Source organism: Streptomyces sp. NPDC085944 (assembly GCF_040686295.1).
GTDB classification, from domain to species: domain Bacteria; phylum Actinomycetota; class Actinomycetes; order Streptomycetales; family Streptomycetaceae; genus Streptomyces; species Streptomyces salinarius.
The window spans coordinates 153,429-171,196 of record NZ_JBFBJX010000013.1 but is presented as its reverse complement, the minus strand read 5'-3'; the positions used below and the strand labels follow the sequence as shown (position 1 = coordinate 171,196).

Annotated in this window: 19 protein-coding genes and 1 pseudogene; 8 read left to right on the top strand and 12 right to left on the bottom strand. The window is 73.2% G+C overall.

Annotation, left to right across the window (positions count from 1 at the left end):
* Nucleotides 1-24 precede the first annotated feature (24 nt).
* Complete coding sequence (locus AB0P07_RS25305) at nucleotides 25-828, bottom strand: hypothetical protein (RefSeq protein ID WP_365554343.1); 804 nt, start codon at nucleotides 826-828, stop codon at nucleotides 25-27.
* Nucleotides 829-982: 154 nt separating this feature from the next.
* Nucleotides 983-1,321: a hypothetical protein gene (locus AB0P07_RS25300; protein ID WP_365554341.1), complete on the bottom strand. Its 339-nt coding sequence runs from the start codon at nucleotides 1,319-1,321 to the stop codon at nucleotides 983-985.
* A gap of 131 nt (nucleotides 1,322-1,452) precedes the next feature.
* Between AB0P07_RS25300 and AB0P07_RS25295 the strand changes: the two genes are divergently transcribed.
* Nucleotides 1,453-1,761 (top strand): hypothetical protein, encoded by a 309-nt coding sequence (locus AB0P07_RS25295; protein ID WP_365554338.1) that lies wholly within the window; start codon nucleotides 1,453-1,455, stop codon nucleotides 1,759-1,761.
* On the opposite strand, the gene AB0P07_RS25290 is transcribed toward AB0P07_RS25295, so the two are convergent.
* The gene (locus AB0P07_RS25290; protein ID WP_365554335.1) at nucleotides 1,740-2,678 is read right to left on the bottom strand and encodes a helix-turn-helix domain-containing protein; all 939 of its coding nucleotides are present in this window, start codon (nucleotides 2,676-2,678) and stop codon (nucleotides 1,740-1,742) included. The two genes, AB0P07_RS25295 and AB0P07_RS25290, sit on opposite strands and share 22 nt — an antisense overlap.
* Nucleotides 2,679-2,871: 193 nt before the next feature.
* Here AB0P07_RS25290 and AB0P07_RS25285 point away from each other — a divergent pair, with 193 nt between their 5' ends.
* Nucleotides 2,872-4,038: a GDSL-type esterase/lipase family protein gene (locus AB0P07_RS25285; protein ID WP_365554332.1), complete on the top strand. Its 1,167-nt coding sequence runs from the start codon at nucleotides 2,872-2,874 to the stop codon at nucleotides 4,036-4,038.
* Nucleotides 4,039-4,070: 32 nt separating this feature from the next.
* Here the strand turns inward: AB0P07_RS25285 and AB0P07_RS25280 are convergent, their stop codons facing one another.
* From AB0P07_RS25280 to AB0P07_RS25270, 3 genes and pseudogenes are all read right to left on the bottom strand, one after another.
* Nucleotides 4,071-4,772 (bottom strand): type 1 glutamine amidotransferase, encoded by a 702-nt coding sequence (locus AB0P07_RS25280; protein ID WP_365554329.1) that lies wholly within the window; start codon nucleotides 4,770-4,772, stop codon nucleotides 4,071-4,073.
* A 124-nt stretch (nucleotides 4,773-4,896) separates the two neighbouring features.
* Nucleotides 4,897-5,392, bottom strand: a pseudogene (locus AB0P07_RS25275) (amidohydrolase family protein); the annotation flags it as partial.
* A 185-nt stretch (nucleotides 5,393-5,577) separates the two neighbouring features.
* The gene (locus tag AB0P07_RS25270) at nucleotides 5,578-6,699 is read right to left on the bottom strand and encodes a peptidoglycan bridge formation glycyltransferase FemA/FemB family protein (RefSeq protein WP_365554326.1); all 1,122 of its coding nucleotides are present in this window, start codon (nucleotides 6,697-6,699) and stop codon (nucleotides 5,578-5,580) included.
* A gap of 276 nt (nucleotides 6,700-6,975) precedes the next feature.
* Here AB0P07_RS25270 and AB0P07_RS25265 point away from each other — a divergent pair, with 276 nt between their 5' ends.
* Nucleotides 6,976-8,037: a Ku protein gene (locus tag AB0P07_RS25265; protein WP_365554322.1), complete on the top strand. Its 1,062-nt coding sequence runs from the start codon at nucleotides 6,976-6,978 to the stop codon at nucleotides 8,035-8,037.
* 16 nt (nucleotides 8,038-8,053) lie between these two features.
* On the opposite strand, the gene AB0P07_RS25260 is transcribed toward AB0P07_RS25265, so the two are convergent.
* The 3 genes from AB0P07_RS25260 to AB0P07_RS25250 all read right to left on the bottom strand — a co-directional run bounded on the left by AB0P07_RS25260 (nucleotide 8,054) and on the right by AB0P07_RS25250 (nucleotide 10,339).
* Nucleotides 8,054-8,899 (bottom strand): RNA polymerase sigma factor SigF, encoded by an 846-nt coding sequence (locus AB0P07_RS25260; protein ID WP_365554579.1) that lies wholly within the window; start codon nucleotides 8,897-8,899, stop codon nucleotides 8,054-8,056.
* A gap of 160 nt (nucleotides 8,900-9,059) precedes the next feature.
* On the bottom strand, nucleotides 9,060-9,989 hold the full coding sequence (locus tag AB0P07_RS25255) for an anti-sigma factor RsbA family regulatory protein (RefSeq protein ID WP_365554319.1): 930 nt from the start codon (nucleotides 9,987-9,989) through the stop codon (nucleotides 9,060-9,062).
* The gene (locus AB0P07_RS25250) at nucleotides 9,986-10,339 is read right to left on the bottom strand and encodes an STAS domain-containing protein (RefSeq protein ID WP_365554315.1); all 354 of its coding nucleotides are present in this window, start codon (nucleotides 10,337-10,339) and stop codon (nucleotides 9,986-9,988) included. The genes AB0P07_RS25255 and AB0P07_RS25250 overlap by 4 nt, the downstream gene beginning before the upstream one ends.
* 174 nt (nucleotides 10,340-10,513) lie before the next feature.
* Between AB0P07_RS25250 and AB0P07_RS25245 the strand changes: the two genes are divergently transcribed.
* Complete coding sequence (locus tag AB0P07_RS25245) at nucleotides 10,514-10,870, top strand: PRC-barrel domain-containing protein (protein ID WP_365554311.1); 357 nt, start codon at nucleotides 10,514-10,516, stop codon at nucleotides 10,868-10,870.
* Nucleotides 10,871-10,936: 66 nt separating this feature from the next.
* On the opposite strand, the gene AB0P07_RS25240 is transcribed toward AB0P07_RS25245, so the two are convergent.
* Nucleotides 10,937-11,500: a DNA starvation/stationary phase protection protein gene (locus AB0P07_RS25240; protein WP_362484198.1), complete on the bottom strand. Its 564-nt coding sequence runs from the start codon at nucleotides 11,498-11,500 to the stop codon at nucleotides 10,937-10,939.
* Between the two features lie 93 nt (nucleotides 11,501-11,593).
* A complete protein-coding gene (locus AB0P07_RS25235) occupies nucleotides 11,594-12,199 on the bottom strand; it encodes a flavodoxin family protein (RefSeq protein WP_365554308.1) in 606 nt (201 codons plus the stop codon).
* A 44-nt stretch (nucleotides 12,200-12,243) separates the two neighbouring features.
* Between AB0P07_RS25235 and AB0P07_RS25230 the strand changes: the two genes are divergently transcribed.
* The 3 genes from AB0P07_RS25230 (at nucleotide 12,244) to AB0P07_RS25220 (ending at nucleotide 14,753) form a co-directional block, all read left to right on the top strand.
* Nucleotides 12,244-12,984, top strand: coding sequence for a class I SAM-dependent methyltransferase (locus AB0P07_RS25230; RefSeq protein ID WP_365554305.1), 741 nt, complete (start codon nucleotides 12,244-12,246; stop codon nucleotides 12,982-12,984).
* A gap of 106 nt (nucleotides 12,985-13,090) precedes the next feature.
* The gene (locus tag AB0P07_RS25225; protein WP_365554302.1) at nucleotides 13,091-13,921 is read left to right on the top strand and encodes a hypothetical protein; all 831 of its coding nucleotides are present in this window, start codon (nucleotides 13,091-13,093) and stop codon (nucleotides 13,919-13,921) included.
* Between the two features lie 109 nt (nucleotides 13,922-14,030).
* Complete coding sequence (locus AB0P07_RS25220; protein WP_365554300.1) at nucleotides 14,031-14,753, top strand: FAD binding domain-containing protein; 723 nt, start codon at nucleotides 14,031-14,033, stop codon at nucleotides 14,751-14,753.
* 32 nt (nucleotides 14,754-14,785) lie between these two features.
* On the opposite strand, the gene AB0P07_RS25215 is transcribed toward AB0P07_RS25220, so the two are convergent.
* A complete protein-coding gene (locus AB0P07_RS25215; protein WP_365554298.1) occupies nucleotides 14,786-15,619 on the bottom strand; it encodes a lysozyme in 834 nt (277 codons plus the stop codon).
* A gap of 321 nt (nucleotides 15,620-15,940) precedes the next feature.
* Between AB0P07_RS25215 and AB0P07_RS25210 the strand changes: the two genes are divergently transcribed.
* Nucleotides 15,941-17,665 (top strand): ATP-binding protein, encoded by a 1,725-nt coding sequence (locus AB0P07_RS25210; protein WP_365554295.1) that lies wholly within the window; start codon nucleotides 15,941-15,943, stop codon nucleotides 17,663-17,665.
* Nucleotides 17,666-17,768 lie beyond the last annotated feature (103 nt).

Here is a 17,768-nt window from a genome sequence, read left to right as displayed (position 1 = left end):
GGACGGCGCCAGCGGCGGGGTGGCTCAGCTGCCGCTCTGCGCGGCCGCGGACTCGGCCGCGGGGTCCTGCTGCTGCGCGGGCGCCGGTGCTTCGGTGGCGCTGTAGTAGACCGAGGTGCCCTGCTTGGTGCGCTGGGCCTGGTTCTTGGCGACGAGTCCCTCGAGCGTGGTGCGCACGACCGTGGTCTTGACGGCGCGCCCGGAGTGGGCCTCGCCCAGCGCCGCGGTGACCTCGGCGGCGGAGCGCGGTTCCCGCTGCCCGGCGAGGTGCTCGCGCACCAGTTCCACCAGGGTGGGCCGACTGGGCGTCTTCTGCGCCGCGGACTTCCCGGCGGCCTTGGGCGCCTGCTTGGCGGTCGACTTGGCGACCGGCTTGGTGGTCGTCTTCGCGGGTGCCTCGGTGGCCGGCTCGGCCGCGGTCGTGGTGGTCGACCTGGTCGCCTTCTTGGCGGCCGGCTTCGAAGCCTTCCTGGCACCCGGCTTCGGGGCGGCGGCGCGCTTGGGCGCGGTGGTGGCCCTCTTGCTCCGCGTGCGCCCACCCTTGGCCGACTGCCCGGCGGTGCCGCCCCGCGGCGCCGGCACGGCGGCCGTCTCTGCAGCGGGCTCCGGTGCGGTGGACGACTGGGCAGGCGCGGTGATGCCGAGTGCCTGCTGCATGTTCACCAGCAGGGCGTGGTCGTGCTGCAGCGCGGCCAGTTGCTGCTGGAGAGCCGTGATCTCGGTGCTGACACGTTCCTGCTCCTTGACGTTGCGCTCCAGGTCGTCGTTGACCTGGGTGCTGTACTGCGAGGCCAGTTCCGTGGCGGACTGCATGGTGCTCTCGGACATGGTGGCGACTCTCCTTGGTTCACGGCCGTGAAGGCTGACATGCAGCCCCGGTTGTTGCCCTGTGCGCTGCCGAGTCGGTATACCACGTATGGTCGCTGTCGTGGTATGTGCCGCCGCAACCCAGTGCATGTGTTCGGACCGCGCAGAGCGGTGGTCACCCGCCCTCGGGCACCTCCACGATCTTCCCGTGCTCGTCGACGGTGTGCGTCTGCCAGTAGGTGTCCCACTTGTCACCCACGTGTTCCGGGACCTTGCCCTCGGGGTAGCGGGTGTAACCCTCGGGCGGCTCCTCGCCATTGGGCACACATGCCGAGCCGGTCCCACCGACGGACAGGACCGGGTACTCGCCGCCGCCGCAGGTGGCCTCCTCCATGGAGCAGCCGGTCAGGACGGCCGCGCCGACGGCACAGGCCAGGAGGAGACAGCGGACGGAACGGGTGGTGCGGCCGGCGGGTGCGGCCGGTGTCCGGTGAACTCGGTTGCTGGTACGCACGGTTGTCGTCTCCCTGTGGATGGCTCGTGCGGCAAGCGTCCCCCGGTGGAGGGAATCACCTCATGAGTACGGGTACTCAATCGGACGAGCCGTATGACTTGGTCCCGCCGCCCAGACGGACCACTTCGCGCGTGCTCGCCCGTGCCTCCCGCTCGGCCTCGGGCCACCGAGTGTGCGGCCGTACGGTGCCGCTCCTCGGCCTCGCGCCGGTTGCGTTCGGCCCGGTCGCGGTCCTCGTGCGCCGCCCGCAGCCGCTCCTCGTCGGCGGCCACCGTCTCCTGGACTCGGGCGAGTTCGTCGTCGGCCGCGCGCAGCGACTCCTCGGCGTCCGCCTGTTCCGCGCGTGCGTCGTGCAGGTGCCGCTCGGCACGCTCGGCCTCCCGTTCGGCCCGCGCGAGTTCCTCCAGCCCGGTGCCCGTCAGCCGAAGGCGCGCCGGTAGGCGTGCGGGCTGACTCCGGTGGTGCGTTTGAAGCGGTCACGGAAGGCCGTCGGGGAGCCGAATCCGACCTGGGCGGCGATGCGTTCCACGGAGTGCTGTGTGGTCTCCAGCAGGTGCTGTGCCTGCCGTACGCGGGCCCGGTGCAGCCACTGCAGCGGGGTGCTGCCGGTCTGCTCCCGGAAACGGCGGATCAGCGTTCGCGTGCTCACCCCGGCGTGGGCGGCGATGTCGGTCAGGGTGAGGTCGCGGGCGAGGTTCTCCCGCAGCCAGGTCAGCAGGGGTTCGAGGGCGGAGCCGCGGGGCACGGGCGTGCAGTCGTGGACGATGAACTGGGCCTGCCCGCCTTCCCGTTCCAGGGGCATCACCGACAGCCGGGCGGCGTGCGCGGCGACCGCCGAGCCGTAGTCGCGCCGGATCATGTGCAGGCACAGGTCGAGGCCTGCGGCGGCGCCGGCCGAGGTGAGGATCTGGCCGTTGTCGACGTACAGGACGCCCGGGTCGACGTCGATGTCCGGATACGCGTCGGCCAGGGCCTCGGCGGCGATCCAGTGGGTGGTGGCCCGCAGCCCGTCGAGCAGCCCGGTGGCGGCCAGCGGGAAGGTGCCCGAGCAGATGGACGCGATCCGGGTCCCCCTCCCGGCGGCCGTGCGCAGCGCGTCGTGGACGGCGGGGGAGAGCGGGTCGCTCGCGGCGGCCGTACCGGGGACGATGATCGTGTCCGCGTCCCGCAGCCCGTCCAGACCCCAGGGGGCCCGCAGGGTGAAGGCGCCGGCGTCGATCTCGGGGTGCTCCGCGCACACGCGGATCCGGTAGCCCGGGCTGCCGTCGGGGAGCCGGGTGCGGGCGAAGACCTCGAGCGGGGTGGACAGGTCGAACGGGATCACCTGGTCCAGCGCGAGAACGGCGACGGTGTGCATGGCCGGAAAGTACCTCTTCGCAGGAGTGCGGTCGGTACCGGTGGCGTTTTCCCGGCGGAAGTTGTCACTCCTGCCACGGGACGTTCCGACCGTGTTCCTGACGCGCCAAGCGGTTTGCCTAATGCTATTAGGTCTATGCATAATTGATGAAGGAATGAGTAGAGCCGTAAGACGCACCACCGCCGGAGGCGACATGAACACCACGGACGACTGGATCACCACGCCGATCACCCCTGACCTCCTGCGGGGCGCCCTGGACCTGGAGCGGACGGAGCGCGGTCTGCTGCCCCACCGGCTGCCCGCCCGCGCCCGTGCGCAGAACAACGACGGACAGCTGGCCATGGCCGAGTCCCAGCCCTCCGGCGTACGCCTGGCCCTGCGCACCCGCGCCACCGCCCTCGAACTGGACACGCTGCCCACCAAGCGCGTCTACGCCGGAGCTCCGCCGCGCCCGGACGGCGTGTACGACCTGCTCGTGAACGGCCGTCCGGCGGGCCGGGGCAGCGTCGCGGGCGGGAACACCCTCACCATCGACATGACCGCCGGCACGGCGGGCCTCGAGTCCGGTCCGGCCGGCACCCTGCGCTTCACGGACCTGCCCGGGGGCAGCAAGGACATCGAGATCTGGCTGCCGCACAACGAGACCACCGAACTCGTCGCGCTGCGCACCAACGCCCCCGTGGCGGCCGCCCCGGACCCCGGCCGCCGGGTCTGGCTGCACCACGGCAGCTCGATCAGTCACGGCTCCGACGCCGCGAGCCCCACCACCACCTGGCCCGCCCTCGCCGCCTCCCTCGGCGGCGTCGAACTGATCAACCTGGGCCTGGGCGGCGGCGCCCTGCTCGACCCGTTCACCGCGCGGGCCATGCGCGACACCCCGGCCGACCTGATCAGCGTCAAGATCGGCATCAACGTGGTCAACGCCGACCTCATGCGGCTGCGTGCCTTCGGCCCCGCCGTGCACGGCTTCCTCGACACCGTCCGGGAGGGCCATCCCACCGTTCCCCTGCTGGTCGTCTCACCCATCCTGTGCCCCGTGCACGAGGACACCCCCGGCCCCCTCGCCCCCGACTTCACCGACGGCCGCGTGCGGTTCGTCGCCACCGGCGACCCCGCCGAACGCGCGAGCGGGAAGCTGACCCTGAACGTCATCCGGGACGAGCTGTCCCGGATCGTGACGGAGCGGGCCGCCGAGGACGAGAACCTCCACCACCTCGACGGCCGCGCACTCTACGGAGAGGCCGACGCGGCGGACCTTCCCCTGCCCGACGGCGTCCACCCGGACGCCGCCACGCACCGTCTGATCGGCGAACGGTTCGCCGAGGCGGCCTTCACCGAACGGGGTGCCTTCGCGAGCTGAAGCTCACGGGCCGGGGTACTTGCGGCCGGGCCTCACGCCCCGACGACGACCGAGGCGAAGCGCCGGGCCACCTCGCGCCAGACCGCCTCGGCCGCGGGCTCGTCGAGTCCGGCCCGGCGGACGAGTTCCACCGGGTCCAGCCCCCGGGCGCGGAGCCGGCCGGCGTCCCACGCCGCGACCCGGTCCGCCCCCGCCTCGGGGTGGAACTGCACGCCCCACGCCCGCTCGCCGACCCGGAACGCCTGGTACGGGCACCGCTCACTCGCCATGAGCCATGCGGCGCCGGGCGGCAGTACGGTGACGGCGTCCACGTGCTGCTCGACCGCCGTCACCCGCTCCGGCAGTCCCCGCAACAGCGGGTCGGCGCCGGCCTCCGGCCGCAGCGTCAACGGCGTGCTGCCCACCTCGGGCTCGCCGTGCCCACCGCGCACCGTGCCACCCGCCACCTGGGCGAGGAGCTGCCCGCCCAGACAGATCCCGAAGACGGGCGCCTCCCGGTCCAGCGCCTCGGCGACCAGTGCCCGGGTGGGTGCGAGCCAGGGCGCGCGCTCGTCGTCGTCGGGCAGGTAGCCACCGCCGAGCACCATGATGCCGTCGTGCTCCGGACGCCGGGGGAGCGGCGCACCGGCGTACGCGTGCACCACGTCCAGTGCCACTCCGTCCGCGACCAGCCAGTCGCCGAACCGGCCGAGCCCGCCGCCGCGATGGTTCTGCACCACCAGGAGTCGTGACATCTGCCACCCCGCCTCACCTCGCCGGCACCGGAGCCCGCTGCCCGGGAAGCGACGGGCCGCAGGGCACCCACCGTGTCACAGACTCGCCGCCCGATGGGTCGGGTCGACGTCGAGGACGGTCAACCATCACGTGGCCGCCGGTCAGTCCGGAGGCGGCCATGGCGCGCAGGGCGGCGGCGAGCCGGTCGCGAGGCTCCTCACGGGTGGGCTGCGGCGCGACCCGCTCCACCAGGTCGCAGGCGGCGTCCTGGCGTGGCAGCCCGGTGGGCCTGCCGTCCGCGTCGCACCCCACCTCGGCCGTCGCCTGGGCGAAGGCGTGCGGCCCGTCCACCCCCGCGAGTTCCAGCGCACGCCGGCTGGCCGGCATCGAGTGCGCGTCGAAGAGCAGCAGCAGCGCGGGCAGGCCTCCAGTACGGCGTCGAAGGGCGCCACCTCGACCGGGCGGCCGGTGAAGACATTGGGGTCCGACTCCCGGCCGTGCAGCCGGGCACCCGCGGGCAGGTCGCGCACCGCGTCGGCCAGCGGGCCCGCACCTAGTCGAGATCACCGCAGCCGGACAGGTCGAGGCCGTGGGTCGGCTCGGTGCCCGAGACGGAACGGATGCGGCCGTCAACCCGGCCGGTGCGCTCGCCCTGGCCTGAGGCGTCACCGCGGCGGCCCTGAGCGTCGACCTGCACCGGACCGGTCGCCCGCGCCCCGGGCGACATCGATCTCTCCCTGCCGTCCGGCACGGTGGTGGCCTCCGCGCTCTACGCCGTCCCGGCGCGCGGCGGCAGGACGAGGGCGGCGACGCCGTCGGGCTGACTCAGCGCCGCGCCAGGTACAGGGCCACGGCCTTGTGCAGCACCTTGTTGAGGGGGAAGTCCCACTCGCCGAGATACTCCACGGCCTGTCCGCCCGCGCCGACCTTGAACCGGAGCAGTCCGAGCAGGTGGTTGCCCTCGTCCAGGGTGTCGGTGATGCCGCGGAAGTCGTAGACGGCGGCGCCCAGTTCACGGGCGTCGCACATCATCCGCCACTGGAGGGCGTTGTTGGGCTGCACCTCGCGCCGACGGCTCGTGGACGCGCCGTACGAGTACCAGACGTGTTCACCCACCCTCAGCATCGTGGCGGCGGCGAGCACCTCGCCGTCGTGGTGGGCGAGGTACAGGCGCATGCGGTCCGGGTCCTCGGCCGTCAGCGCGGTCCACATGCGCCGGAAGTAGGCGAGGGGGCGCGGCACGAACCGGTCCCGCTCCGCGGTCTCCACGTACAACTCGTAGAAGGTGGCCAGGTCCTCCCGGTCGCCCCGGACGACCTTCACGCCGGCCTTCTCGGCCTTCTTGACGTTGCGCCGCCACTGCTGGTTGAAGCCGCTTCGCAGGTCCTCCTGCGTACGTCCCGCGAGCGGCACCTGGCACACGTACCGCGGCTGGCCCGCGGCGAAGCCGTCCTCGCCGCCCGCCTCGGTGCGCCGCCACCCCATCGCGCGCAGCCGCTGCGCTACGTCGTCCGCCCCCGGCTCGCGCACCGTCGCCTCCACGTCGCCCAGCCGCCGCGCCCCGGGGTCGGAGATGGCCGCCTTGACGGCGTCGGCGCTCCAGCGTCGTGCCACCACCGGCGGCCCCATCCGCACCGTGAACGCACCGCGCTCCCTCAGGTGCGCGAGCATCGGTTCCAGCCATCGCTCCAGACCGTCCGCCGTCCAGTCGACGACCGGGCCCTCCGGCAGATAGGCCAGGTACCGCTTCAGCCTCGGCAGCGGCCGCAGCAGCACCAGCCCCGCGCCCACCAGTTCGCCGCCCTCGTCGAACCACCCCAGGCTCTCCGCCCGCCAGTCCGGCTTCACGTCGCCCCAGGCGGGGACCTGCAGGTGACTCACGGACGGCCGGGCCGCGACGAAGCGCAGGTGCTCCTCGCGGGTGATCGGCTTCAGACGAAGACTCATGGGGCGTCCCTCGGTTCGGCTGTGGTGCGGCTCGCTGCGGCGTCGTGCGACGGTCCGACGGGGGAGACGGCCGAGGTGCCGGCCGCGGTTGCCGTCCCGCACCTCACAGGGAACAACGGCCGCGGCCGATCCGCGCGCTGTCGCCCGGCCGCCCACCCGTGTGCTGCGTCCGGCGCGCGGAGAAGCGAGCCGGATGGCAGCGTGGCAGGACCGCGCGGTGCGGGCGGTACGGGCTGGACCGGGCGGTACGGGCGGGCACACAGGGAGCGGACGGCGATGGCACGGGCGATCTGGACGGGCGTGATCACCTTCGGGCTGGTCTCGGTGCCCGTCGGCCTGTTCACGGCGACCGAGGACCACACCGTCCACTTCCACCAGCTCCAGCGCGGCACCTCGGACCGGATCCGCAACCGCCGGGTCAACGAGCGCACCGGCAAGGAGGTCGACGCCGCCGACATCGTCAAGGGCTACGAGGCGGGCGAGGGCGAGTACGTCGTCGTGGAACCCGAGGAGCTCGACGAGATCGCGCCGGGACGCTCCCGCACCCTCGAGATCACCGACTTCGTGGACCTGAACCGGATCGAGCCGGTCTACTTCGGCCGCACCTACTACCTGGCCCCGCGCGGCAAGGAGTACCTCAAGATCTACGCACTGCTGCGCACTGCCCTCGCCGAGGCCGGCAAGGTGGGTGTCGCCACCTTCGTCATGCGCAACCGGCAGTACCTGACCGCCCTGCGCGCCGAGGAACGGGTGCTGCTGCTCCAGACGCTGCACTGGGCCGACGAGGTCCGCGACCCGGTCGAGGAGCTGCCGGAACTGCCGTCGGAGCGGGTGGGCCGCGGCAAGGAACTGGACATGGCGCTGCGACTCGTCGACGCCCTCAGCGGCGACTGGGAGCCCGCCCGCTACCGCGACACCTACCAGGAGAAGGTCCGCGAACTGGTCCGGGCCAAGGCCGAGGGCGAGGAGGTCGCCGTCGCGCAGGAGGCGCCCGAGGCCACCAACGTCGTCGACCTGATGGACGTCCTGCGCGGCAGCCTGGAGCAGGCGAAGGACACCGGCGGCAAGCAGGCGGCGGCCAGGTCCAAGAGCCCCGGCGGCAAGCGGGCCGCGTCCACGTCACGGAAGGCGGAGGCCGAACGGCCCGCCAAGCCCCGGAAGAAGGCCACCGCACCCTCCCGAAGCGAGCTGCGGGAACTGAGCAAGGCCGAGCTCTACCAGCGGGCCACCGAGCAGGACATCGCGGGCCGGTCGAGGATGAGCCGCCAGGAACTCGTCGACGCGCTCGGCGGCAGCGCCGGCCGCGGCCGCCGGAAGAAGAGGACGACCGCGGCCTGAACCGCCGGACCGCGCCTCAGCTGGTGCTGAGCATGCCCTCGCGCAGCCGGGCCAGCAGCCGCGAGATCAGCCGGGACACGTGCATCTGGGAGACGCCGAGGCGCTCGCCGATGTCCTTCTGGGTGAGCTCCTCCACGAACCGCCAGTGGATGATCTGCCGGTCGCGTTCGTCCAGCTCGGCGATCATCGGAGCGAGGGCGTGGAAGTCGTCCACCAGGGCCAGGGCGGCGTCGTCGGCGCCGATGAAGTCCGCGAGCGCGGACTCACCGTCCTCGCTGCCGTTGATGGTGGCGTCCAGGGAGGCGGAGTTGTAGCCGTTGGCCGCCAGCCGGGCCTCGACGACCTCGTCCTCCGGCAGGCTCATCAGCTCCGAGAGCTCCTGCGTGGTGGGGTTGCGGCCGAGGCGGCTGCGGAGCTCCTCGGTGGCGCGGGCGAGCTGGACGCGGGCCTCCTGGAGGCGGCGGGGCACGTGCACGGCCCACGAGGTGTCCCGGAAGAACCGCTTGATCTCGCCGACGATGTAGGGCACCGCGAAGGAAGTGAACTCGACCTCGCGGGTGAGTTCGAACCGGTCGATGGCCTTGATCAGGCCGATCATGCCGACCTGGACGATGTCCTCCATCTCCTCCGGTCCGCGGCTGCGGAACCGGCCGGCCGCGAAGCGGACCAGGGACATGTTCATCTCGATCAGCGTGTTGCGGGCGTACTGGTACTCGGGCGTACCCTCCTCCAGCACCGTCAGCTGCTCGAAGAACAGCTTCGACAACTCCCGCGCGTCCTTGGGCGCCACCTTGGACGGGTCCGCGATCTCCGGCATCTCCGCCGTGGCGTGCTCGGTGGCCTGCGCGGTCGTCGTCATGATGTGCCCTCCCGGTTGATCGGTCGTCGTTGTCACCTTGTCGGCCGACGCACGGTCGCCTACCCCGAGTCAGACGGCGTATGCATGGCGAAGCGCCGAAACGGCCGGAGAGGGCGCGGGGAGGGCTCGGGGACGGTGCCCGCGCCGCCCGGCGGCGGGCGCCTCACAGACCGAGACAGAAGCGGACCGCGGTGCCCCCGTCGGTGGTGTGCACCCGCACCAGGTCGGCGACGTAGTGGACGAGCAGGAGGCCCCGGCCGCCGATCTGACCGGGCTCCGCGGGCCGGCGGCCGGCGAGCGGATCCGTCAGCCGCCCGCCGTCGCGGACCTCGCACACCACCTGTCCCGCCTCGGCCCAGACCGCCAGCGTTCCGCCGCCGCCGCCGTGGACCACGCTGTTGGTGGTCAGCTCGGACACCGCCAGTTCCGCGTCCTGCAGCCGCCGCCCGGCCAGCCCGAGCGAGGCCGCCCGGTCGACCGCGAAGCGGCGCGCCTCGGGCAGCTCCCCGGCCCTGAAGGCGAGGACGCCGGCGTCGGGCGGGCGGGTGAGCGGCTCGTTGTAACGGGCGACGACGGCACGCCAGTCGTAGGCCTCGCTGGCCCGCGCGTCCCCCTGGGCGATGACCGTCGGGTGGGTGGCCAGGGCGTCGGCCAGGACGTTGGCGGCCAGCCGGGTCTCGTCGTACGGGCACAGGATCGTCGTGGGGCGGCCCGCGAACGAGGCGTTGATCAACGCCTCGTGCTGGGCGCACGCCGGGTATTCCGCGGCGCTGCGCCCGGCCCAGACCGGCTCGCCGACGATCCGCACCCGGACCCGCGCGTGCGCGTCGGCGAACGCGCGCAGCACGCCCGGGATGATGCGCCCCGGATTGCGCCCGGCCTCGGTCATGTCCAGGAAGGTGACGTCCCGCGCGTCCGCGCCCAGCCCGCCCCGCACCAGCTCCAGGTTGGGGCCGGGCACGGCCACCGCCACCGGCTCGCCCGCGGCCAGCCCCTCCCGCACGAACGCCACCGTCCGGTCCGTGTACTCGGCCTCCGAGCGGTAGAACAGCGCCAGGTGGGTGAATGTCTCCTCGGTGGTCGGCGTGCTCATCGCGGCGCCACCTCGATCCGGTGCAGGGACGGCCAGAAAAGGTCCAGGACCCGCGGAAGCTGCGGGGGCGGGCGCTCCACCACGACCCGGCCGACGGGCAGCCCCATGGCCGTGACGGCCAGCGCCGCCACCCCGGCCACGTCGACGAACCGCACGCCGGACAGTTCCACGTAGGACACGTCGGTGTGCTGCCGGGACAGCTCGGTCAGGGCCTTCTCCCAGGACAGCCGGGTGCTCACGTTGATCTCACCGCTGGCCCGGATACCCGTACGGCCGGACAGCGGGCCCACGTCGAGCACCGCGCCGGTCCGCACACGGGCCGGGCCACCCGGAGCGTCTGCGCCGTCCACACTCGATCCCCCTTCGGAGCTCCGCCCGGCACCCGTCCGCCGCCCGGGCACTCCTTCCGGCCAGGCAGCCTATCCCGGATCCGCTTCCGTACGCCGGTGAGGGGACAAACAGGCGACAGCCGGGCGAAGCGGGGAACACGACAGAGAGCGCGTCCTCGGAAGGGAAGAACAGGCATGTTTGAAGCCGAAAACATTCGTGACTGGCGCGGCCTCGACGTCGTGGACTACGACGGCCGCAAGATCGGAACCCTGGAGTCCATCTACTTCGACACCCTCACCGACCGGCCCGCGTTCGCCACGGTCACGATCGGCCTGCCGACCCGCCGGCGGCTCGTCTTCGTGCCGGTGGACAAGGCCACCGTGGGGCCGCAGTACGTGAAGGTGACCTACGACAAGTCGCTGGTCAAGGACGCCCCGGGGATCGACCCGGACGGTGAGCTCGCCGCCGAGGACGAGGGAGCGGTCTTCGCCCACTACCACCTGCCCTACGAGCAGGGCAGCCGCGGCGAACGTCGCCTCGGCCGGCGCTGAGGCGCCCCGGGGGCCGTGTCCCGGCCGCACGGGCGGGACACGGCCCCCGGGGTTCGGACGACCCGGTTACGAGACGTCCGCGCCGCGTGCCGCCGCCTCCGTCTCGGAGGTGGCACTGCCCGTGGCGAGGGTGCCGCCCGCGCTCTCGAGATGGGCCCGCACGAACCACTGGAACTGCTCCAGGTCCCTGAGCTGCCCGATCAGCAGGTCCTCCGTGGCGGTGTCGATCTTGCCGGCCTCCTCGACCGCCGCGCGCATGCCCTCGACCACGCCGGTGTACACCACGTCGAGCGCGCCGAGATGGGCGATGGCGTCCGCCCGTCCGATGGAGTAGTCGTCCCACTTGCGCTCGGCCACCAGCGCCCCTGGGGTGCCCTGGGCCACCCCGCCGAGCGCGGCGATGCGCTCCGCGACGTCGTCGGCCATCTCGCGCACCTGGTCCACCTGGGGGTCGATCATCTCGTGGACCGCGATGAAGTGCGGACCCACCACGTTCCAGTGCACGTGCTTCAGCGTCAGGTGCAGGTCGTTGAGGGCGTGCAGGCGCAGCCGAAGCACACCGATCAGCCGCCCGGCGGCCTCGCGCTCGATGCCGGGGACCGTGTACTTCGGGGTCAGGTCGTGCGTCATGGCGGACTTCAGCTCCTCATGCGTTGTGTATGTCGTTGCTCGTGCACGAATGCCCCGTATCGGCACCGGCAGACATGCCGGCCGGCGTCGCGATCAGGACGGCGGCGCCGGCAGCGGCATCGCACCGAGGGCGCGCGCCGCGTGCACCAGGTTGGACGCCATGGCCCGGCCGGTGGACACCGACCAGTCGTGGCCGCGCTCGTCGTCGAGGAAGTCCGGACCGGGACCGGGGCCGAGGTGCCAGTAGGTCCAGGCCTGGCCGGGGACGGTGTAGCCGATGTCCGCGAGCCCGCCGCTGATCTCGCTGATGACATGATGGGCGCCGTCCTCGTTCCCGGTGACCAGGACGCCCGCGACCCGGTTGTAGGCGACCGGGCGGCCCTCGTCGTCGGTCTCACCGAGCATGGCGTCCATGCGCTCCAGCACCCGCTGGGCGACGGACGACGGGCGGCCCAGCCAGGTCGGCGACGCGACGACCAGGATCTGCGAGGCCAGCAGCTTCTCGTGCACGCCCGGCCAGTCGTCCCCGTCGCCCATGTCGGTCTCGACCCCCGGTTTCAGATTCAGGTCGACGGCCCGGACCACGTCCACCTCCGCCCCGTGACCTTTGAGCGCCGCGATCACGGTGGCGGCGAGCGCCTCGGTGTTCGACGGCTGGGGCGAGGGTTTGAGGGTGCAGTTGATGACGAGTGCGCGCATGCCTACCCCTGTTCCCCGGCCGGACCGGCGCTATCGTCGGCCGTATGGCTGACGAGTGCTTCCGGCATCCGCGGCTCGCCGCGCTCTACGACGTGCTCGACGCCGACCGCGGCGACCTCGATGCGTACCTGCGTACGGCCGACGAGTTCGGCGCGAGCAGCGTGCTGGACATCGGGTGCGGGACCGGCGTGTTCGCCCTGCTGCTGGCGGAGCGCGGTATGGACGTCGTCGGCGTCGATCCCGCCGGGGCCAGTCTCGACGTGGCCCGTAACAAGCCGGGCGCCGACCGGGTGCGCTGGATCGAGGGCGACGCCGCCGCACTGCCCCCGCTGCGCGTCGACCTGGCGACCATGACGGCGAACGTCGCCCAGGCGATCACCGGCCGCCACGAGTGGCAGGCGACGCTGCGCGGCGCGTACGAGGCCCTGCGGCCCGGCGGACACCTGGTGTTCGAGACGCGGGACCCGGCCCGGCGCGCCTGGGAGGAGTGGACCCGGGAACACACGCACCAGGTCGCTCGGATTCCCGGCACGGGCCCCGTGGAGAGCTGGTGCCGGCTCCTGGACGTGAGCGGCCCGCTGGTCACCTTCCGGTGGACCTACGTCTTCGCGGCGGACGGCCAGGTGCTCACCTCCGACTCGACGCTGCGCTTCCGCGAGCGGGACGAGGTGGCGGCCGACCTGACCGGACAGGGGTACGTGGTGCGCGAGGTGCGCGCAGCCCCCGACCGCGAGGGCCGGGAGTTCGTCTTCGTCGCGCGACGCCCGGAGGCGGACGGACACTGACGCCACCGGCACCGCGGCGACCTCCGCAACCCGGCAACCAACGCCGCCTCCTCACTGCCCGGCCGCCCTCCTGACACGGCACCCTCCGGGCGGCCACCCTCGCCGCATGGCCCGTTTCCAGCACACAGTGACCCTCGCCCCCGTGCCGCGCCGCTGGTTCGAGGCGTGCGTCGCCACGCTGCACGACCTGGCCGAGGACACGGAGGCCGAGGACGCGAACGCCGAGGCAGCGCGCCTGCGGCTGCCCGACGGCCGCCCGCTGCCCGGACTGGTGCTGGCACAGGGCCGGCATCTGCGGCCGGGCGCGCGGTACCGGCCCGTGAACGAGGAGAGCGGGGAACCGGACGCGGACCAGTGCGTCACCGTGCTCGCCTGGGACCGTCGCCGACAGACCGCGCTGGAGGTCGTCACCGTCGACGGCGGCCCGGACCACCCGGTCCGACTGGACTGCGCCCTCACGCTCACGAGCGCCGAACGGCCGCGCGAGGCGTCGCTGTCGGCGGCGCTGACCCCGAGCGGCGGCGAGCGGGACAAGCACCTGGGCGGCACCGGACGTGTACACCTCGACCTGGACGGGTGGTGGCAGGCGACCGGCCAGGGCCGTCACCCGTCCCGCGCTCCCCTGACCGGAACCCTGACGCACGCGTTCGCCCGCGTCGGCGTCACGGTCGTGCCGCGCCCCGCCCCGGACGGACACTGGCTGGTCACCGTGAAGATACGGGCCAGGGGCCGCTCCTTCGCCCGCCCGCTCGTGCCCCTCGCCGCCGCGCTGCTGGGACGCCGCGCCCGGCGGGCCTGCGCCGAGTCCCTGGACCGGGCCGCGGCGTCGTGGAACGCCCAGGTTCCCGCACTCGTCGGCAAGGACGCTGAACGCCTGCGCGCCGAACTGACCGACGCACTGCTCGGCGCGCGAAGGGCGCACACGGGAAAGGAGTGAGCCCTGTACGCGCCCCCTTTGCGGTGCGGACAATTCCAGTGACCGTGATCACCCGGCGGAAGACGAGGTGTCGTCCGGCCGCCGACTCCCGGGAAGCAGGTCGATCGCCATGCTGCTGCGTCAGCCCACATCCGTGTCCGAAGCACAGGAGTGCATGGCGCAGGGGGCGGTGCCCATCGGCGGGGCCACGCTCGTGTGGGCCACCTGGCAGCGCGACGGCTTCCCGGAACTGGCCATGTCGCTGCGCGCACTGCCGGAGGCGAACACCGTCGAACCCGAGTCGCTGGGCGCGGCCGTGGTGCTGCACCGCATAGACGACCGGGTACCTGAGGTGCTGCGCCGGGCGGCGGGCTCGGTGGGCACCGGAGCGGTACGCCGGACGGCCACCGTCGGCGGCAACCTCGTGGGCAGCAGCCTGCGCTGCCTGCTGCCCGCTGCCCTCGTGCTGGACGCCCGCGCCACGGTGCTGGGCCCGGACCGCCCCTACGAGACCGATCTGGCCGAGGTGATGGCGAAGCGTCACCTGATGCTCGGCCTGCGCTGGCGCACCCCCCTGGCCAGCGGCTACCGCAAGCAGCCCGCCGAAGCCGGCGGCCCGCCGCCGCTGGTGGTCGCCACCGCGGTGCACACCGACGGCGACGGCAGGCGGCGACTGCGCGTCGCCGTCCGGGACGGCTACGACGTGCTCAGCGAGAGCGCCACCTGCGACGCGGGCGCCGACGAGGCCCTGGACGTCCTGGAACGGACGGACGTCGGCGCCCTGCCCGCGGGGGCCCGGGACGTGGTCCGGGAGCAGGTCGCCGACATCCTGGGCGCCCTCGCCGGCCGCTGAGACGACGGCCGGCGAGGGCGCGGGTGTGCGCGTCAGCCGTTGGCCAGGGCCTTGACACGGTCCAGCGCCCCGTTGAACTTGTCGTGGTCGCCGACGGTCGGCCCGGACGAGGTGTACTGCCACATGGTGTGGAAGTCCCAGCCGGCCGGGAGCGCCCCGACCGTCGAGGCGTACCGCGCGATCCACAGCGGGTTGCTCGCGCCGAAACCGCTGTAGTTCCCGGTGCACTGCGTCCACCAGTTGGTGGACGTGTAGATGGCGGCGTGGCGGCCGGTGCGCTCCTTGTACCGGTCCAGGAAGGCCCGGATCCAGCTCACCATCTGACTGTGCGTCCGCCCGTAGCAGGTGGCCCCGTACGGGTTGTACTCGATGTCCAGGACGCCCGGCAGCGTCTTGCCGTCCTTGGACCAGGCCCCGCCGTGGTCGACGAAGTAGTCCGCCTGGGCGGCGCCGCCCGCGGTGTCCGGGGTCGCGAAGTGGTACGCGCCGCGGACCATGCCGACGTCGTACGAACCGCCGTACTGCTGGGCGAAGTACGGGTTCCGGTAGGAGGTCCCCTCGGTGGCCTTCACATAGGCCCACTTCACACCGCTGTTCCAGAGGGTCGACCAGGCGACGTTGCCCTGGTGGCTGGAGACGTCCACCCCCTCGGTCTGGGCGACGCGGGTGCCGACGGGCCGGCCCTGGACGCCTTCGTGGGCGAGGACGCCCGTGCCCATGTGGGCGGTACCGCGGGCGGGCGTCCGCGTGTCGTCGGCCGAGGCCGGGACGGCGGACAGCGTCAGGAGGAGTGACTGGGCGGCGAGGATGATGCCTGAGGTGAGCAGGCGTGAGTGGCGTTTCGCCACGGCTATGGGTCTGCGCATGGCATCCATCCGAACCGGAGTCGGGCCCCACCGCATCCCGCGTTCGTCCAGACGGTGCTGCCGGGCGGTCCGCTCCGGCGAACCTCCGCTCCGAGAAGAACGCCAGTACCACATCGCTGCGTTCGATTGGCGAGATGTCGGAAAAGTTCCCTCCTCGGTGGGGTCTGCGGTCGGTCCGGCATGGGAGGCCAACGCGCTGACTAGCATGAGCCGCAGGCCCACCGTAGTGATCACCACGCACCCGGTGGCACGGCTCCGGCCCGCGGCCGCCCCAGGCCGACCGGCCTTCTCCCCGCTCTCAAGGACCCGAGGGACCGCGGAATGTCAGTGTCTGCACCCCCCACGCCGCCCAGGACGCAGCAATCCGGCCGCTCCGTCCCGGCCGTCCCGCTGCTCGTGCTCCCGGCCGCCGCCGCAGCCGCGGGCGCCGCCTGGGCGGCCGCTCCCGACACCGCCCGGAGCTGGACCGCGACCCTCGCCGTCACCTCCTGGCTGTGCGTCGCACTCTCCGTGGGCCTCGGCTCCCACCTGGTCGGACGGGCACGCCGGACGGCGGCGGCCCGGCGGACGGAGATCAGCGCCCTCAAGGGCCGGCTCGCGCAGGAGAACGCCGGCCTGATCCACCTCGTCAACGTGGCGCTGCCGGGCATCGCGCAGCAAGTCCGCGACGGCACCGGCGCGGAGGAGGCCGTCGCCAACACCGCCCCCGCCTCCGGCCCCCACCTGCGTCAGGTCGTACAGAGCTTCGCCGTGCTGGTGCAGGACGCCGTGCGGCACGCCGCGGACGCCGAGTCCCGGCGGCAGCAGGCGGTGCACGAGGCACGCACGAGCGCCGCCGAGCTGGAACAGCTCACCAAGAGCACGCTGCCCGCCGCCGTGGAGAAACTGCGGGACGGCACCTCGGCGGAGATCGTCCTGTCCGAGCTGGAGTGGCCGCGGGGAGCGGGGCCGCGCGCCTGCGCCGAGCTGTTCGTCCGGGAACTGGCCCACAGCGAGCGCCGCACCGCCGCCGCGCAGGCCGCCTCCGCCAAGTCCCTCAGCCGTGTCCAGGCCAAGGCCGTCAGCATGCTCGCCGACCTGAGGGACATGCAGGATCGTCACGGCGAGGAGGTCCTCGGCGATCTGCTGCGCCTGGACCACAGCACCTCGCAGCTCGGCCTCATCACCGACCGGCTGGCCCTCCTGATGGGCGGACGCTCCAGCCGGGCGTGGAACAGGCCCATCGTGATGGAGAGCATCCTGCGCGGCGCCGTCGGCCGGATCGCCGCCTACCAGCGGGTCCGGATGCACTGCTCCACCGACGCCGCGATCTCCGGCTACGCGGCCGAGGGCGTCATGCACCTGCTGGCCGAACTCATGGACAACGCGGCCAACTTCTCGCCACCCATCGACGAGGTCCACGTCTATGTGGAGGAACGTACCGCCGGAATCGTCGTCACCATCGAGGACAGCGGGCTGAAGATGGCCGACGCCGCCATGCGCCACGCCGAAGAGGCGGTCTCGGGGCGGATGAACGACCTGGCCTCCCTCCAGGGCACCCGCCTCGGCCTCGCCGTGGTGGGACGGCTGGCCGCCAAGTACGGCGTCGGAGTGAGCTACCGGCCCTCGTCGCGCGGCGGTACGGGCGTCGTCGTCCTGGTGCCGCCCCAGCTGCTCGCCCAGCAACGGGACCCGGGGCCCGCGCCGGCCGGCCGTACGTTCGGCGGTGGCGGCGGCTACGCCGTCCCCGGGCCCGCCCCCACCGCGGAAGCCCCGGCACACGCGCGGCGTGTCCCGGACGTCCGGCCGGTGGACCGGGCCGTGCTGCCCGAACAGGCGGCGCCACCCGGACCCGCGGCGGCCACGCCGGGCGGACTGCCCGTTCGCTCCCCGGGCCGCACCATGGCCGAGGCCGAGCGTGAACGGCGTGACCACCACCGGCGGCCCGCCGACCCGGCGGCGTCCGCCCAGCGCGACGCCGGGGCCAGCTTCGGCGCCTTCCACCGCGCACGGCGGTCCGCGGGGGCCGCCGGGACACCGGAGCCCGAACCGCCCGCCCGGGACTAGGGACCGGGCCCATGCCCGTACCGGCACACGCCTCGCACCGTACGGCGCTGGTCGATTCCCCCGCTCCGCCATTCGCCCCTATCGCTCGTGCCGCTCGTGAGAT

Bases quoted from the DNA above. Each gene is read 5' to 3' on its own strand.
- AB0P07_RS25305 (WP_365554343.1), bottom strand. From the start codon at position 828: ATGTCCGAGAGCACCATGCAGTCCGCCACGGAACTGGCCTCGCAGTAC.
- AB0P07_RS25290 (WP_365554335.1), bottom strand. From the start codon at position 2,678: ATGCACACCGTCGCCGTTCTCGCGCTGGACCAGGTGATCCCGTTCGAC.
- AB0P07_RS25285 (WP_365554332.1), top strand. From the start codon at position 2,872: ATGAACACCACGGACGACTGGATCACCACGCCGATCACCCCTGACCTC.
- AB0P07_RS25280 (WP_365554329.1), bottom strand. From the start codon at position 4,772: ATGTCACGACTCCTGGTGGTGCAGAACCATCGCGGCGGCGGGCTCGGC.
- AB0P07_RS25270 (WP_365554326.1), bottom strand. From the start codon at position 6,699: ATGAGTCTTCGTCTGAAGCCGATCACCCGCGAGGAGCACCTGCGCTTC.
- AB0P07_RS25265 (WP_365554322.1), top strand. From the start codon at position 6,976: ATGGCACGGGCGATCTGGACGGGCGTGATCACCTTCGGGCTGGTCTCG.
- AB0P07_RS25255 (WP_365554319.1), bottom strand. From the start codon at position 9,989: ATGAGCACGCCGACCACCGAGGAGACATTCACCCACCTGGCGCTGTTC.
- AB0P07_RS25245 (WP_365554311.1), top strand. From the start codon at position 10,514: ATGTTTGAAGCCGAAAACATTCGTGACTGGCGCGGCCTCGACGTCGTG.
- AB0P07_RS25240 (WP_362484198.1), bottom strand. From the start codon at position 11,500: ATGACGCACGACCTGACCCCGAAGTACACGGTCCCCGGCATCGAGCGC.
- AB0P07_RS25235 (WP_365554308.1), bottom strand. From the start codon at position 12,199: ATGCGCGCACTCGTCATCAACTGCACCCTCAAACCCTCGCCCCAGCCG.
- AB0P07_RS25230 (WP_365554305.1), top strand. From the start codon at position 12,244: ATGGCTGACGAGTGCTTCCGGCATCCGCGGCTCGCCGCGCTCTACGAC.
- AB0P07_RS25225 (WP_365554302.1), top strand. From the start codon at position 13,091: ATGGCCCGTTTCCAGCACACAGTGACCCTCGCCCCCGTGCCGCGCCGC.
- AB0P07_RS25220 (WP_365554300.1), top strand. From the start codon at position 14,031: ATGCTGCTGCGTCAGCCCACATCCGTGTCCGAAGCACAGGAGTGCATG.
- AB0P07_RS25215 (WP_365554298.1), bottom strand. From the start codon at position 15,619: ATGCGCAGACCCATAGCCGTGGCGAAACGCCACTCACGCCTGCTCACC.
- AB0P07_RS25210 (WP_365554295.1), top strand. From the start codon at position 15,941: ATGTCAGTGTCTGCACCCCCCACGCCGCCCAGGACGCAGCAATCCGGC.